Source organism: Marinococcus tarijensis (assembly GCF_054971385.1).
The window spans coordinates 1-14,589 of sequence record NZ_JBQOJA010000046.1 but is presented as its reverse complement, the minus strand read 5'-3'; the positions used below and the strand labels follow the sequence as shown (position 1 = coordinate 14,589).

At 44.3% G+C, this 14,589-nt stretch carries 20 protein-coding genes and 1 pseudogene; 15 read left to right on the top strand and 6 right to left on the bottom strand.

Annotated features, from left to right (window positions below; translation table 11 throughout):
- Nucleotides 1–277: 277 nt before the first annotated feature.
- The 3 genes from ACTTK7_RS16275 to ACTTK7_RS16265 all read left to right on the top strand — a co-directional run bounded on the left by ACTTK7_RS16275 (nucleotide 278) and on the right by ACTTK7_RS16265 (nucleotide 1,726).
- Nucleotides 278–451: a hypothetical protein gene (locus ACTTK7_RS16275; protein WP_462869148.1), complete on the top strand. Its 174-nt coding sequence runs from the start codon at nucleotides 278–280 to the stop codon at nucleotides 449–451.
- Nucleotides 452–503: 52 nt separating this feature from the next.
- Complete coding sequence (locus ACTTK7_RS16270) at nucleotides 504–1,388, top strand: M23 family metallopeptidase (RefSeq protein ID WP_462869147.1); 885 nt, start codon at nucleotides 504–506, stop codon at nucleotides 1,386–1,388.
- A gap of 110 nt (nucleotides 1,389–1,498) precedes the next feature.
- Nucleotides 1,499–1,726, top strand: coding sequence for a DUF6007 family protein (locus ACTTK7_RS16265; RefSeq protein WP_462869146.1), 228 nt, complete (start codon nucleotides 1,499–1,501; stop codon nucleotides 1,724–1,726).
- A 185-nt stretch (nucleotides 1,727–1,911) separates the two neighbouring features.
- Here the strand turns inward: ACTTK7_RS16265 and ACTTK7_RS16260 are convergent, their stop codons facing one another.
- The gene (locus tag ACTTK7_RS16260; protein ID WP_462869145.1) at nucleotides 1,912–2,475 is read right to left on the bottom strand and encodes a hypothetical protein; all 564 of its coding nucleotides are present in this window, start codon (nucleotides 2,473–2,475) and stop codon (nucleotides 1,912–1,914) included.
- Between the two features lie 688 nt (nucleotides 2,476–3,163).
- On the opposite strand from ACTTK7_RS16260, the gene ACTTK7_RS16255 reads away from it, so the two are divergent.
- From ACTTK7_RS16255 to ACTTK7_RS16245, 3 genes are all read left to right on the top strand, one after another.
- Nucleotides 3,164–3,415, top strand: coding sequence for a hypothetical protein (locus tag ACTTK7_RS16255; protein WP_462869144.1), 252 nt, complete (start codon nucleotides 3,164–3,166; stop codon nucleotides 3,413–3,415).
- A 72-nt stretch (nucleotides 3,416–3,487) separates the two neighbouring features.
- Nucleotides 3,488–4,042 (top strand): TetR/AcrR family transcriptional regulator, encoded by a 555-nt coding sequence (locus ACTTK7_RS16250; RefSeq protein ID WP_462869143.1) that lies wholly within the window; start codon nucleotides 3,488–3,490, stop codon nucleotides 4,040–4,042.
- Nucleotides 4,043–4,134: 92 nt separating this feature from the next.
- Nucleotides 4,135–5,259, top strand: a complete 1,125-nt coding sequence (locus tag ACTTK7_RS16245) for an MFS transporter (protein ID WP_462869142.1) — start codon at nucleotides 4,135–4,137, stop codon at nucleotides 5,257–5,259.
- Between the two features lie 16 nt (nucleotides 5,260–5,275).
- Here the strand turns inward: ACTTK7_RS16245 and ACTTK7_RS16240 are convergent, their stop codons facing one another.
- Nucleotides 5,276–5,833 (bottom strand): hypothetical protein, encoded by a 558-nt coding sequence (locus ACTTK7_RS16240; protein ID WP_462869141.1) that lies wholly within the window; start codon nucleotides 5,831–5,833, stop codon nucleotides 5,276–5,278.
- A complete protein-coding gene (locus tag ACTTK7_RS16235; RefSeq protein WP_462869140.1) occupies nucleotides 5,830–6,423 on the bottom strand; it encodes a TetR/AcrR family transcriptional regulator in 594 nt (197 codons plus the stop codon). The genes ACTTK7_RS16240 and ACTTK7_RS16235 overlap by 4 nt, the downstream gene beginning before the upstream one ends.
- 184 nt (nucleotides 6,424–6,607) lie before the next feature.
- On the opposite strand from ACTTK7_RS16235, the gene ACTTK7_RS16230 reads away from it, so the two are divergent.
- The 3 genes from ACTTK7_RS16230 to ACTTK7_RS16220 all read left to right on the top strand — a co-directional run bounded on the left by ACTTK7_RS16230 (nucleotide 6,608) and on the right by ACTTK7_RS16220 (nucleotide 9,669).
- A complete protein-coding gene (locus ACTTK7_RS16230) occupies nucleotides 6,608–7,168 on the top strand; it encodes a sugar O-acetyltransferase (RefSeq protein ID WP_462869139.1) in 561 nt (186 codons plus the stop codon).
- A gap of 45 nt (nucleotides 7,169–7,213) precedes the next feature.
- Nucleotides 7,214–7,801: a type 1 glutamine amidotransferase family protein gene (locus ACTTK7_RS16225; RefSeq protein WP_462869138.1), complete on the top strand. Its 588-nt coding sequence runs from the start codon at nucleotides 7,214–7,216 to the stop codon at nucleotides 7,799–7,801.
- 335 nt (nucleotides 7,802–8,136) lie between these two features.
- Entirely contained in the window at nucleotides 8,137–9,669 is a 1,533-nt protein-coding gene (locus ACTTK7_RS16220) for a BCCT family transporter (protein WP_462869137.1), read from the top strand.
- A gap of 94 nt (nucleotides 9,670–9,763) precedes the next feature.
- On the opposite strand, the pseudogene ACTTK7_RS16215 reads toward ACTTK7_RS16220, so the two are convergent.
- Together ACTTK7_RS16215 and ACTTK7_RS16210 are read right to left on the bottom strand one after the other, a co-directional pair.
- Nucleotides 9,764–10,164 (bottom strand): annotated as a pseudogene (locus ACTTK7_RS16215) (VOC family protein).
- Between the two features lie 29 nt (nucleotides 10,165–10,193).
- Nucleotides 10,194–10,859 carry an HAD family hydrolase gene (locus ACTTK7_RS16210; RefSeq protein ID WP_462869136.1) on the bottom strand — a complete coding sequence of 222 codons (666 nt, stop codon included), beginning with the start codon at nucleotides 10,857–10,859 and terminating at the stop codon, nucleotides 10,194–10,196.
- A 143-nt stretch (nucleotides 10,860–11,002) separates the two neighbouring features.
- Here ACTTK7_RS16210 and ACTTK7_RS16205 point away from each other — a divergent pair, with 143 nt between their 5' ends.
- Nucleotides 11,003–11,491, top strand: a complete 489-nt coding sequence (locus ACTTK7_RS16205) for a hypothetical protein (protein WP_462869134.1) — start codon at nucleotides 11,003–11,005, stop codon at nucleotides 11,489–11,491.
- Nucleotides 11,492–11,535: 44 nt separating this feature from the next.
- Here ACTTK7_RS16205 and ACTTK7_RS16200 read toward each other — a convergent pair whose 3' ends face one another.
- Nucleotides 11,536–12,057 carry a DinB family protein gene (locus tag ACTTK7_RS16200; protein ID WP_462869133.1) on the bottom strand — a complete coding sequence of 174 codons (522 nt, stop codon included), beginning with the start codon at nucleotides 12,055–12,057 and terminating at the stop codon, nucleotides 11,536–11,538.
- 106 nt (nucleotides 12,058–12,163) lie between these two features.
- On the opposite strand from ACTTK7_RS16200, the gene ACTTK7_RS16195 reads away from it, so the two are divergent.
- From ACTTK7_RS16195 to ACTTK7_RS16175, 5 genes are all read left to right on the top strand, one after another.
- Nucleotides 12,164–13,057 (top strand): PhzF family phenazine biosynthesis protein, encoded by an 894-nt coding sequence (locus ACTTK7_RS16195; protein WP_462869132.1) that lies wholly within the window; start codon nucleotides 12,164–12,166, stop codon nucleotides 13,055–13,057.
- A 148-nt stretch (nucleotides 13,058–13,205) separates the two neighbouring features.
- Nucleotides 13,206–13,664 (top strand): pyridoxamine 5'-phosphate oxidase family protein, encoded by a 459-nt coding sequence (locus tag ACTTK7_RS16190; RefSeq protein WP_462869131.1) that lies wholly within the window; start codon nucleotides 13,206–13,208, stop codon nucleotides 13,662–13,664.
- Between the two features lie 16 nt (nucleotides 13,665–13,680).
- Nucleotides 13,681–13,884, top strand: coding sequence for a hypothetical protein (locus ACTTK7_RS16185; protein WP_462869130.1), 204 nt, complete (start codon nucleotides 13,681–13,683; stop codon nucleotides 13,882–13,884).
- Nucleotides 13,885–13,912: 28 nt separating this feature from the next.
- Nucleotides 13,913–14,122 carry a hypothetical protein gene (locus ACTTK7_RS16180; protein WP_462869129.1) on the top strand — a complete coding sequence of 70 codons (210 nt, stop codon included), beginning with the start codon at nucleotides 13,913–13,915 and terminating at the stop codon, nucleotides 14,120–14,122.
- A 109-nt stretch (nucleotides 14,123–14,231) separates the two neighbouring features.
- Nucleotides 14,232–14,447, top strand: a complete 216-nt coding sequence (locus ACTTK7_RS16175) for a DUF6366 family protein (protein WP_462869128.1) — start codon at nucleotides 14,232–14,234, stop codon at nucleotides 14,445–14,447.
- Nucleotides 14,448–14,589 lie beyond the last annotated feature (142 nt).

The following is a 14,589-nucleotide window of genomic DNA, read 5'->3' as shown; positions in this document are numbered from 1 at the left end:
GACATGTTTCAACAGCAGGGGTAACTTTACGGCTGGAAAAGGACAGGGGCCGTTTACACAAAATTATTGACGGTCCCCTTTTTTAATTCGAACGACAAAATACCTACTATCATATAATGATCCATATCGATTTTCTAAAAAAGCTTGCAGGCAAAGTCAAAAGAAATAAGTTTTCTAATTCGAAATAAATATTATCCATAATATTCCTTCTATTACTGACTCCTGATATGATGAAGGAATAAAGAATAGAAGTTGTTGGTAATTGGGGGAATCAAAAATGAAGGGAAAGCAAATGATAACGCCGGTTTCTTTGCTATTGGTGGCAATTATAGCTGGATATTTGGGACTCGGTTATGAATTAGGAAAGCCGATTATATCCGCTGGGTTGATAGTAGTCTTTATTCTGACGGCTGCCTGGGGCACTTCCTGGATAAGTGCCCCAAAGGAATAGCTTGATGGTTAGTAATACGAACCGCAAAATGACTTTTCAGGAGGAAGGCATCATGACGTCTACATTTCCGGATGATCCAATACCGCCTCAGGAGTTTGGAAATTCGTTTCTGCGCGGCGATTTTGTTCGCATTTACGAGCAAACTACGAACTATTTTAAGCGGCTTGCTGCCAGCGAAGAATTTCAGAAAATGGCAGCCGATTTCAATAAAGGGGTAACAGCATACAGTCTTCTGTTTTCATATCAAATAGACGAACATTTAGTGCAGTATGTTTGGAACGATGACCGGAATGAACGGGCGATTGATGTATACATGGATGATGAATACATCATACACGGCTTGGCTATGATCCCCGTAGCTATTGATCCCATTGGCGAAAAGGAGGAATCCAGGCAACAGTATCGCTGGCCGGTACAACCGGGGGTAGGATGGACAATCGTCTGGGGTGGAAACCATCCTCTGGCTAACGCTCATCACCCCTTATCCAACCAACGCTATGCGTATGATCTAGTGATTCAAAACGAAGGTAAAACCTATGAAAAATCGCCGGCACGAAATGAGCACTATGCGGCGTATGGGGAACCAATTTATGCGCCGGCAGAGGGTACTGTAGCTGCGATTGTGGATGGAATTCCGGACAACGAGCCGGGAGTCATGAATGAAGAGAAGCTGGCCGGTAATGTGGTGGTTATTCATCATGCTTCCGAGGAGTACAGCGTTCTGGCTCACCTGCAGCCCGGTTCTATTCTGGTGCAGGAGGGTGAACGCGTTTCAATAGGACAGTTGATAGGAAAATGCGGAAACTCGGGCAATTCATCAGAGGCCCATCTGCACATGCAGCTGTCGACCCGGGCGGATTTTCTTCAGAGGAAATCTATCCGTATGAGGTTTGAGAACGGCTGCAATCCTATCCGCGGTGATCAAATTAATGAATGATAATAAAATTTGTTCGTCAGTTATTTACTTGCATATGTACAGAGATGTCCGAAGTCAGCAGCCGTTTTTCATAATTAAAAAAATCAGGCTAAAACAGGGGGCAGTCAAATATGAGAGATAAGGAACAGGAAACTCTTGAATATACCTTTGCTCAAATTAATACATACGATCTTATTTTTTTGCTCCCGGTGGCCTGGCTGTTTTCGTATTTACCAGTAAATGGTTTATGGAGTATTGCAGTAAATTTATTCATTATTGTTTTTGTTGGTATTGGATTATTTTACGTTACTCACACGCTAGTGGAAGCAGGGAAGCGTAGAAGAAAAGAGAATCATTAATCGTAAATCCAATATAAATGAAGAAGCTATTACCTTCTATGAGAATAAATACTGGGAATTTATAAAACAGAAAATAACAATTATACCGGCTGCTCCTGCTTAACATATTGTTGGGAAATCATTAATATAATGATTAGGTAAGCCATCGGCATTCATGTTTATGGAAAAAAGAACAAACGGAGCAATTAGCGTTTGGACAACCGGAAATAATTAATGATCCCAATATTTTTCTGCTCCAAAAGTCCGTTTCTTTTCAGCTCCTTGATTGAAAAATTGGTTTCAACCTGATACAAGCCGGCAGATGCAGCGACTTGTTTGATGGAATGCTCAAACCATCCGTCCAGTACATAGTTGTGAAACCCGTTTTGATAGGTGTATTCCCTTTGAATTGCGAGATAGACCTTTTTTGATGGATAGCTGACCAGTTCCAGAATTGAGTCCACCGAGTCATCAAGCCATTGGTATAAAGGAGTCTGATAGCCTTCTAAATCCATGATTTTCAGCCACTTTTTCCGCCAGAGTTTACGGGTCGCACGCTTGACTTGTCTTTTGGAATATCCAGTCTCATCGGCAATAGTGGAAATGTGGCAGGCGAACCATTTATTGTTTACCAGTTCCCGGCGTTTGAGGGCTTCCTGGTAGCAATAGTACATTGAATAGTGAACGGCTGCTTCCCGGCGGCCAAGAGCTTTTTCGATTTTGCTGTATGTTTGTGATAATGAATTGCTGTTATATTTTGTCGAGGGCACGGTATCATTCCTTTTACTGACGGGTGCTTCTTGATGACGGTTCGTGATGAAAATGAAAAATTACATATTAAAACCAATGTAGAATATAATACAATATTTTTTAAAGAGCTAAGACTTTTAACCTACATAATGTTTGAAGCTCTCATCACGATGATTCAGATCCTGCCCTCCAGGGTAAACTATTTTCATCCTCAATGGTTATTTCTTAATCAAAAGGCAGGCAGATGCTATAATGAATAAGAATAGAACATAACATCGCTGTGCCGCTGCTGGATTTCCTGGAATTTTTCATAACGAATACAACGAACCTGGTGAGGGTTCGTTCTTTTCTATAGTTGGGGGTGTTTAATTGAAACAAACAATGAATACCGGATCAGTCATTGGAGGAATTTTTCTCACGGCTGTAATTTTTTTTAATATCTATTTAATGATTGTCCAAGACTCGTTCATTTCCAATCTATTCTCAGCGATCGCTATTGTTTTACTTCTTATCATTGTTATCCCCTTTTGGGTGCTTATGGTAAAGCACGTTTTTAAATCGTGAATACGTAAAGGACTGTCTCTATGTACATCAAGAGCCAGTCTTTTTTAATACGCTTCACTTTTGTATAAAAATTTCTTCAACTTACATTTGAAAGGGTAAAGTATAATTGAATTATAAAATATTATACGAAAAGGGGGAAGCGATATGGAATATCGGGAGTTTTTAGAAGAAATTGTCGGTATTATCTGGGGCGGGGATGCTGAAAATATTTCCGAGGGTGAAGAAGATTACAAGAGAGCTTATAATGATAAGCTACTGGGTTTAATGAAGGAAGGAAAAACAGAGCAGGAAGCGAAAAGCATGGTCATCTCTGAAATTCGGGATGATTACAAGGAATATAATATAGATGAATTTTTAAATGATACGGCAGAAAAAATTAGAAAGAAAAAACAATAAAGTAACATTTCACGGTAGAATATGTTACGATTTATTATAATGAACGTTCAATAAATGAAAGGAGGTCGATTTATGAAAGCGGCATCGAAAAAAGAGGTTATATTGAACACCGCAGAAGATCTCTTTTATCAAAACGGGTTTCATGCTGTCGGGGTCAAAAGTATATTAAATGAAGTCGGAGTGGCGCCAATGACGATGTATTATCATTTTAAGTCCAAAGAAGTGTTGATTATAGAAATATTAAAGCGCAGGGAAATACGGTATTTCGACTTTATAAAAGAAAAAACGGATGGAGCAGATAGTGTCACCGTATACGCGGAATCACTGATCCAGGCCCACGTAGACTGGATGAAAACGGACGGCTTTAATGGATGTTTGTTCTTAAGAGCGAAGCAGGAATATGAGGGAGTTAACGAAGAGATTACTGCTATGAGTAAAGAGCATAAAACAACCCTGTTAAATAAAATTGAGCGGGACATCAAGCCCTTTAATAATTCTAAAACGCTCGAAATGAAGCTGTTCATGATACTGGAAGGAACTACGTCCATGGCTCAAATTCTGGAGATGGAAGAAGTAGAAAAATCGGCATTCGATTTGGCGAAAAGCATGCAGGCGGTCAACGAATAGATATGGAAAAGAGCATCATTTAATGCTGATGGCTCTTATTTTTTAATCATTTATTGAATGAACGATCAATAAATAAAAAGGAGCGAAAGAACATGAACGCAAATAAATTAATTCTTGCCGGCCTGCCGATGATTGCGGTGACCTACGGGCTGTCACGGTTCAGCTATGGGCTGATGCTTCCCTATATTAATGAAGCAATCAATATGACCCAATCCACGAGTGGAATCATTTCTTCTATGTCCTATGTGGCGTACTGTATAGCGATAGTAGCAGCGATGATGTTTTCCCGGAAGGTGGCCTCCAGGCTCATGCTGGTGGCAGCGGGACTGTTGTCGATTATTGGCCTTGGCGTGATCTCCGTTTCTTTAACTCCGGTCGGGCTCGGGGCAGGGATATTTTTGGCAGGGATGAGTACGGGCTTATCGTCCCCGCCGTATGCCAGTATTGTAAATACGACGGTAGCAGCCCGGGAGCAGAACCAGGCGAACGCCTGGATCAATTCCGGTACAAGCATCGGAACGGCCTTCACTGGTGCCATCGCGATTATGATGGTGGACAGCTGGAGGGAGACGTATGTGATCTTTATGATTATCGCCGTGATCGTGCTGGCTGCCAACTACAAAGTGCTCCCCCACGAGCCAACAATTGAAAAGAAGAGCTTGGCTGGTTTTGTGAAGCAGGAGTGGAAGCAGTCTGTCCAGCTGATCCAGGCCTCCCTGCTTCTGGGTATCTCTTCGGCAGCCTACTGGACCTTTTCGAGAGATTTTATCGTAAATTTGGACGGCGTGCCTGCCTATCTGGGAGACTGGCTCTGGGTAATAATCGGTTTGTCGGGTTTATTGGGTGGTACCGCCGGCATCTTTATTAACCGGTTTGGCATTGGGAATGCCTTCAGACTTTCAGTAGTAACGCTGTCCACTGCCTCCCTGCTGCTCGGAAGCTGGCCCGGCAGCCCCGTGGCTGGATTTTTGTCACCGTTTTTGTTTGGGAGCTCCTACGTTTTCATCACCGGGGTCCTGATTGTTTGGGGCGTTTCAGTGTTCCGGACGAACCCCTCCATTGGATTGGGGCTGCCGTTTTTAACGCTTGCCCTGGGGCAGGCGGCAGGGTCCATTTTTTCCGGAATTGTCGCTGTCTCGTTTGGCTATCATGTGCTGTTTCTTGCCGCTTCTGTAATAGGCTATGCGACGATAATATTTAAGTATAAATCGTCATGAAAATTTTTAGGGCGTGTTACTCATGAATTTCTTCTTTATATTTCGTCTCGCGCGGCCATATAAAGTACGTAATGGAGATAACTAAATCGATCACTACGATGAGCGACCATAATTTAATCGTGCCGCTCAATGCTTCCGTTCTGTCTGCGTTATTAACAAGAAAAATAACTGCCCACAGCAGTCCCGTTCCCAGCGCATATGCCAATACGTGTTTGACCCAGTCCTTAAAGTATTTCCAGGAGTAGGCATAGCTGTAGAGCCTGGGCGGCTTGTCACCCTGCCTCATAATATAATATCTGAACCGTTCGTCGGCCCAGCGGATCATCTGCTTGCCAAAAACAACGGATACTGCAATATAAATGGCAGCAATGGCATGAGCCGTGGTTGATCTTGCCCCGCCCATAAGATCTACGGAGGCCGCAACCAGCAGCACCAGGTCCAGGACGGGCGTTAAGGCGAGAAAAAACAAACCCAGTCTGGGCATTTGAAACACGTAACGAATAATTAATCCGGCAGCAATAACCAGCCAGAAGGCTATTTCGATCCCAATAATCAACAGCAGTATGAAGTTCATCTATACTCCTCCTTAAGCCAGGAATGGACTTCGGTACGAATCAGTTTAATAATATTTGTATTATCTATGCGGTCAGGGGTTAACCATTTATGCAGGGCCAGGCCGTCAACGAGGGCATGAGCACGCATGGTAGTGAGCTCGGCAGGCATCTCCTCCTGCAGCATTTGTTTTTCGTTTAAGTACTGTAGGGATTTTTGAATGAGCATTCGTATCTCATCTCCCATGGAACCCGTCCCTGCTGCATGGATTTCGTACTGAAACGCCATCCACACCTCCATATCTGCGTAACGGTCAGCATCCAAAGGAAGAACTGCGAGTATTGCCTGAATGACCCGTTCCTTTTCGGTGACATTTTCCTGCCCGAAAATCTCCTGAATTCTTTGGGCAACTTTATCATTTACTTTTTTCATGACTGCATCGAGCAGCGAGCTGTGAGTAGGGTAGTAGTAGCGGATCTGCCCCGGCGTCATATCTGCGAGCTTTGCGATATTTCTTACCGTCGCGCCTTTCGCTCCGCTGTTCACAATGGACTGCCATGCATATTCAATGATCTGCTCCTTTTTCTTTTCGTGGTCAATGAGTTTTGGCATAGTACACCCCCGGTGTTTAGAAAGTAATGTAAGTATATCATTTTTTTAATACAGATGTGTTAAAAAGAAAAAGAAATTTCTGGAGCATTCCGTAAAACAAATCTCCCGGATTAAACGAACAGTGGTATAGTGGGCGTATAGAAGTGTTCAAGACTTAAGAAGCGGAAATAAAAGAGGTGGCTGAATGAAAAGTGAGAAGCAAAAAATGATGAATGGAGAGCTGTTTCTGCCGCACGATACTGAACTCGCAGCGGAGCGGCTGGAGGCGAAGCTGCTGCTTGAAGAGTATAATTCCATCAGTGTCCGGGAAAAAGAAAGAAAAAATCAGCTGCTACAGGAAATCGTAGGAACAATGGGGCAAGAAGCCCGGATTAGTCCTCCGTTCTGGTGTGACTATGGCTATAATATTCACCTTGGCGACCATTTTTTCGCCAATTTCAACTGCGTGATGCTCGATGAGGCGCCAATTACGTTCGGTGACGGAGTGATGCTGGGCCCGGGTGTGCACATATATACCGTAAATCATCCGATGGAGGAAGCGTCCCGCGCGACACTGCAGGAATACGGAACGCCTGTGACGATCGGCCATAATGTGTGGCTCGGTGGAGGAGCCATCATCAATCCAGGCGTTCGCATTGAAGACGGCGCAGTTATCGCTTCAGGAGCAGTCGTTACCAAAGACGTTTCTGCCCGTACGCTTGTGGGAGGAAACCCGGCGCGTCTTATTAGGCGTTTGGACCAATGAATCTTTCCGGCGATTAATTGAATTTAATTTTAGGAGGGGGTTACTTTGAAACGAGCATTGTTTCTGCTTTTAGATGAGTATGCTGACTGGGAAGCCGCTTACCTGTCGGCCACATTGAATGAAAGTAAGGATTGGGCGGTTAGTACAATTTCTCTGCATGAGCAGGTTACATCCATCGGAGGCTTTAAAACAGCGGTGGATTATAAAATCAACAACCATCCGGATTTCGATTTGCTCGTATTAATAGGCGGCAACAAGTGGGGCATTGAAAGCGATGATATTTTTAATTTAGTGGGCGAAGCGATCACTAAAAATACTCCGGTTGGTGCCATATGCGGAGCGGTAGATTATTTAGCAAGGAATGGATTTTTAAATCATTTCAGGCATACCGGCAATTCGTCTTACTTTTGGCAGGACTACGAAAGCTATCATCCGGATGCAGAGTTTATGAAAAAGCAGGCTGTTAAAGATAAAAACCTGGTGACCGCAAATGGCACAGCCCCTATAGATTTTACTGAGCTGGTTTTGCACATGATTAATTTTGATACGGCGGAAGAAATTGAAAAGACAATGTATATGTACCGCTACGGCTACTACGAATACGCTGAAAAATACGGAAGCCTATTCTCGTGAATGAGCCTTCAGAAAAATAATAAGGCCACTATTGGATTAAATTAATTGAAAACCGTCTTTATGCGTTCTGTAAGCACCACGGCTTCCAAAAAAGCCGTGGTGCTTATTTGGATTGTCAGGGCTATTACTTATCTCACTGTTCCATCTAATACAGAACTAATAAGTATCCAGAACGCCTAAGCTTTAGCTGGATATTGATTTATCAGGGAGGTCTTTAGACAGGGGGGTTACACGGAAATTACGGCGGGTATCACTTATTTTAAACGTTAATGAGAGATTTTTGAGCGGTCTGTTTCATGGGTTTAGCCGCTGTTGAAAAAGGAAGGAGCCCCGTCGTGGATAATCAAAAACCAAGTGTAGGCTTTGTATTTTATGGAGCCCTGGTAATACTGCTTATTATGGCGGTTGTCGGAGTCGCAATTCCACAATCGTTTTTTAACGCAAGCTCTGCAGTGAGAGCATTTGTATCGACTCATTTTGGGTGGTATTATCTTTTACTGGTATCAGCATTTGTACTTTTATGTGTTTATTTTATTTTCAGCAGGTATGGAAATATTCGTCTTGGAAGGCCGGAGGACCGGCCGGAATACAGCTATCCGACCTGGTTTGCGATGCTGTTCAGCTCGGGGATGGGAGTAGGGCTGGTGTTTTGGAGCGGGGCGGAGACAGTATCCCACTATGCGACAAATGCCCCGGAAGCAGAGATCGGAACGGATCAGGCGCTTGTTGATTCCATGCGCTACATGTTCCTCCACTGGGGGATACATCCATGGGCCATCTACGGTGTTACCGGCATCTGTTTTGCCTACTTTACATTTCGCCGGGGCGCGCCGGGCATGGTAAGCGCCATGCTCAGCCCGATTATGAACGAAAAAGGCATCGGTGGAAAAGTGGTGGATATTATTGCCCTGATTACCACAGTATCGGGAATTGCTACTGTCCTCGGGCTCGGCGTGACCCAGGTTTCCGGCGGTATGTCCTACTTGTTTGGTACACCGAATAATTACACGATGCAGCTGATTGTAATTGTCGTTATTACTGCCATGTTTTTAGTGTCGGCGTATACGGGCTTAAATAAAGGAATTAAATCCTTAAGTAATGCAAACATCTATTTAACAATCATTCTGTTTATTTTAATGCTTTTTATCGGTCCAACGTTATTTTCCATGAATTTGTTCACGAATACACTTGGTACGTATATACAGACGCTTCCGCAAATGAGCTTTCGGATCGCTCCGACATCTGAAAGTACAAGAGAGTGGATTAATGCGTGGACCATCTTCTACTGGGCCTGGTGGATCTCATGGACGCCTTTTATAGGAATATTTATTGCACGTGTGTCGAGAGGGCGCACCCTGAAGGAATTCACGATCGGCGTCATTCTGGTGCCGTCAATTGTTAGCTTTATCTGGTTCTCGCTGTTTGGCGGAGCCACATTGAACGTACAAAGCACCGGCATGGCAGACATTGCTTCACTGGCTCCTGAAGAAGCGATTTTTGGCGTGTTTGATCAATACCCGCTTAGCATAGTCATGTCCGTCATTGCACTACTGCTAATTGTTTCATTCTTTATTACTTCGGCAGACTCCGCCACCTTTGTGCTTGGGATGCAGACATCCAACGGAGCAATGAATCCTTCGGCTGTAGTGAAGTTTATCTGGGGGCTCATGCTTTCTGCTACAGCGGCCGTGCTGCTGTATTCCGGAGGGATCGATGCGCTGCAGAACGTCATGATTATCTCGGCGCTCCCGTTTTCCGTTGTGATGATACTGATGGTCTACTCGCTGTTTAAAGCACTCCGGGAGGAAAAAGATATTGAAACAAAGGATAAACGCAAAAATGCCGATAAGCCGGATAAAGCTTCCTGAACTGGTTTGAAGAACTCCTGATAAAATTGGGAGTTCTTTTTTATAAAAAGCTGCTTTAACAGAAGCAGCCCAAATACTGCTTCGCCGACGGGATTCAGCTCCCTGATGGAGCCACAAGTTCTACTTTAATACGGTCAGGGTCTTCAAAATAGACCGCGTAGTGATCGTTTCCCCCGGCAAAGGGGTGCAGGTCTTCATAAAGAATTGGAATGTCCGCTGCCCGCAGCTTTTCGGTCATTTGATCCACATGGGATTTCGAACAGGCATGAAAGGCAATGTGATTCAAGCCCGTCCGACGCCGGTGATAGGGAACATCTAAAAAACGATCCTCCGTCTGTACAAATACGATGTAGGAGGAAGCCAATTTAAAGCTGATCCCCTCCGGCCACTGCTGATGAGTTTGATAGCCGAGCTCCTCCAGCAGCCACTGCCAAAAGTTCTTCGATTGCTCGAGGTCAGATCATAAAACTCGATATGATGAATGTGCCCGTACATAGAAAAATCTCCTTTATCCAATTATTTTTTTATGGTTCATTTCCGGACAAGCGCTCGATTATACGGGGAATCTCCTCTAAGCAATCTGTACTGGCGTGAGCACTGGAAGAAGTGGCCGTCGTTTTGTGAATCGTAAGCATACCCAATTCTTTAGCGGGGAAAATATCCGCTTCGGGATGATCTCCGATAAAAACTGTGTTCGCAGTCCGAACTTGAAAATAATCCAGCGCATATTGGAATATTTGCGGCTCGGGTTTGCGCATACCCAGCTGGTCTGAGGTTATGATGAGTTCCATATATTGTTCAATGGCTAAGGAAGTTATCTTGTGACACTGGTAAAAATCACGGCCGTTCGTAATAATTCCTATTTTATAATTTTCTTTATGTAAAGCTGCAAGCATATTGTGTAGTCCTGGGAAACCTTCGCTGAATTCCGGGAAGCGTTCATTTAAATGTTGTAATAACTCCCCGAGAAGCACCTCCGGAATACCACATTTACGGCCGATTTCCTGATAAACTAGAGTTTTAGGCAACAGCTGATTATTCAGAGATACAAAGATATTCTGAAATGTCTCCAGATCTGCATAACGGTGCAATGCAAATTGAGTGTGCTGATATTCAGAAAAAACCGCCAGTGTCTTCTGTTTGTCGAGTAGTGTTTGGTCTAAATCAAATAAAACAACTTTAGTGGCCAAAGAAAAGCCTCCAATAAAATTCAATTTTCCTGAAAAACAGACAAACAATCTTCTCTTTTCCTATTTATTGTAAAAAAGTATCATAGAGGGAAGATAAAGTAAAATGAACATCTAAAAGCATCTTTCCACGGGGAGGAACATACATGAAGCTATGGAAAAGTTTTCTGCTGCTTGCGGTATTGCTTCCTGCAGGATGTGCGGCAGATGTGGAGGAATCAAGCAGGGATGTGCCTCCTTCTGCTCCGGATGTGATGGCTGTTGCTGATGACAAGGAATATGATCTGCACTTTGTTACAAGTACATGGAACATTGAAGTGCCGGAAGAAAAGAAGCAGACCATTCAAACCGATGGCACGGGGCTTCAAGCCGTCGCTGATGAACCTCCAGCAATAGAAGCCGAAAGCGGAGATTCGGTGGAGATCCGTTTTGAGAACGGCCGGAGCCCGGACCAAATCGTTGGCTGGTGGAGACGCGGGGAAGAACGGGAAAAACCTGAAACAATTGAAGACAAAAAATCTTTGGAACTGCCGGAAGAGGCTGGGACGTATATATATGAAATGAATACTCAGTGGTCCGGCTCAGATTATGAGGGAGAGGTCACGTACGCAGTTGGAGTGAAAATTCTTGAATGAAGAGCCATATATCAAAACTGCACAAAATAACAGTGAGCTGTTATTCAGGAAAACTGGGCATACCATTGCCGAAGCAGGTTGATGTTTGCCTGATGGTACCGGCTGTGATCGGCCATGTGCCAGAGTCCCCAGCGTACTGTAGCTTGTTTTTCGTTTTCATGGCCAAAGGAAACTATGGCAGTTAAATCGTGATCGGCCAGCTGGGCGCAGGCATCGGCCAGTTCATTGATTACTTGTTCGTAATGAGATAAGAGCGTCTGCAGGGAATAACCCTGCACGAGAGGGATATATCCATGGATATCCCGGGCCGGGCCATAGGATTCTTCCAGGTATTGTGGAAAATCTTCACCTTTGATTCGGTATACCCAATGAACATCCACGTACGTAAGGTGGTTGATAAGCCGGGCGGTGCTGTTGAATCTGCCGGATGGACCTTTATATTCCAGTTCGTCCTGGGTCATCCCTCCAGTGATGGATATTAACCGCTGGTTATTTTCTTTAACCGCACTGTACAGCATCCCCACTATAGGAGTCATGCGTTTTTCGCCTGGCAAATCAAAGACCATGATTCTGCCTCCTTAGCATTGAATTTAGAATAAGTAAAATTGTCAGTTTCAAAGGCGGGTATTTTCCTTCTGCTGCTATAAATTTTAACAGACGGGGAGACAGAAAATGAAGAAACTTCAGGTTCACCACTATGAGGCTTTTAGTGACATTCCCTATAAAGGGAATCCGGCAGGCGTCGTTTTCGACGGAGACCACGTGACAGAAGCGGAGATGCAAAAAACGGCGTCTCAGGTCGGGTTTAACGAAACGGCCTTTGTATTATCTTCCAAATCAGCAGATATACGTCTGCGCTTTTTTACACCGGGCCACGAAATGAATTTGTGCGGCCACGCTACGCTGGCTTCGGTTTATGCATTAAAAAGCAAAGGCCTGCTTGGTGATAAAGAACGTATCACGGTGGAGACGAAGGCTGGAATTATGACCGTCACGATACAAACGTCTGTGCATCAACAGCACACAATGATGATGACCCAGGCGCCGCCAAAAATTGAAATGTTTCATGGCTGCCGGGCTTCTCTGGCTGCTTCGATAGGGATAGAGGAAAATGATATTTGCACTGCTCTGCCCATCGTCTACGGAAATACCGGAACTTGGACGCTGCTGGTGCCGATCGCTAATTTAAGAAGCTTTGAAAAAATGAAGCCTGATAATTCAGCATTTCCATCGGTTCTCGCAGAAATGCCGAAAGCGTCCGTTCATCCGTTTTGCCTGGAAACCTATGATAAAGCGGCAGATATGCATGCGAGGCACTTTTCCTCCCCGTATTCCGGCACCGTGGAAGACCCTGTCACAGGAACAGCCTCAGGAGTTATGGGAGCTTATTGGGCGGCGTATATTGATGAACACTTTCAATCACCTCTACAGCTTACCGTGGAGCAGGGGCAGGAGATGAATAGAGATGGACGGATTCACGTGCAGGTCGTAAAGCGTCAGGATAGTGTTGATGTGAATATCGCCGGCCATGCGGTGTATGTGACGAGCTTTGATGTAGCTATATAAAGGAAACTTCTTTGATTCCATAAAAATGGGGGTATTAAGAAGAGAATGGAAAAGCCTGAAAAGCGTTGATGGTTAAAGGAACAAATATTAAGGATGAAAAATACGGTTTTCCTTGCGAGAATAGCCTGAGGAAGAAAGGAACGATCTGATGAAAATCTTACGTGATGCCTCAACCCCCAAGGCTCCGGAAAAGCTTATGTATGAACTTTTGCAGCGTCCGTTATTTGCCCATTTATCTACGGTGCACGAAGGCGGGCCCCGGGAGTCTCCCGTATGGTTTTTATGGGAAAATAGAGAAATCTGGATCCTTGGGCACGCGCAAATCGACTCGTTTCCTGGACGGATTGAAAGCGAACCCCGATGTGCGATTGGTATCGTGGATTTCAACCCTGCAACCGGTCTCGTTCAGCACGCAGGTATCCGGGGCCGTGGCACTCTTCTTGCTCATGATCGTGAACGGGTTTTTCAGTTATTTTACAAATACATGGGGGCTCCGGAGCATTGGGATTCACGATTTGCAAACGTTTTGGGCGACCCGGCCTGGGTTCTGATTCGTATAAATCCTGAGACCGTGGTTGTACGTGATCAGTCGTATGATCATATTTAATATGGGGAGGAGTATAATGCAGCAGTCACCGGTTTATTTGTTTCGATGGATGTGGATTTCGTTACTTCCGGTTACTATTATTGCACTTTTGGGAGTCATACAATTACCCGGACTTCAATGGGTTTGGGGGTTTATTGGTTCGTTTACAGTGGTCTGCTTTTTTCTCTTCTTGGACTTTACATGGAGTAAAAAGCATCGCCATGAGGAGGACGAGTCCTGACATATTGAAAGGGTTAAGAATGTAGAGAGTGAGGGGAGGGGCGCCAATAGATATCTTTGGTGTGATCGCGGTCGTTTTATTTTCTATTTTCCTTGGTTTGCTTCCGGTAGCTTTTTTTGTTTATCCATATTGGCTTCAGAAGCAGTCCGCGCGGGCGGTGGAAGTGAAAACGTACGGCATGACGCTCCTCGTTTTCGCATTGATGATTCTGTCCGGATATGTGGCGTTTTACGTATAAATGCCTGGAGTTTAAATATAGTTCAAGAAAGAAGCAAATTCGATATTCACCAACAGAACAGGAAAAGCCCCTTTCATTGATTAAACATAATAATAGCGGAGGTGCACAAATGAGCGAAAACAAAGAAGATGAAGAAAGAAAAAGAGAAAGGCTGAGACAGGAAGAATTAAAAAGAAATCCCACTGGTAACATGAATGATTCCTTTCACCGGGGAGGAAGCGGAAGCCTTGTGGATCTTGTTACCGGTTTGGGCTGGAAGGGAACAGGCATCCATATTCTTGTAATTATAGCGGGGTTCGTAGCCGCTTCATTTTTTTTCGGCTAAAAAATTTGGCTCAACACCAAAATATGTTCTTGACCCTTCAATACTGCACCCGCTTGTCGTTACATTCTAAAAGCAGGCGTTGTTTGTAACCCTCCGGGTTACGAGTGAAGTAATGGCGGCGCTGCAGCGCCTTGATTTTATT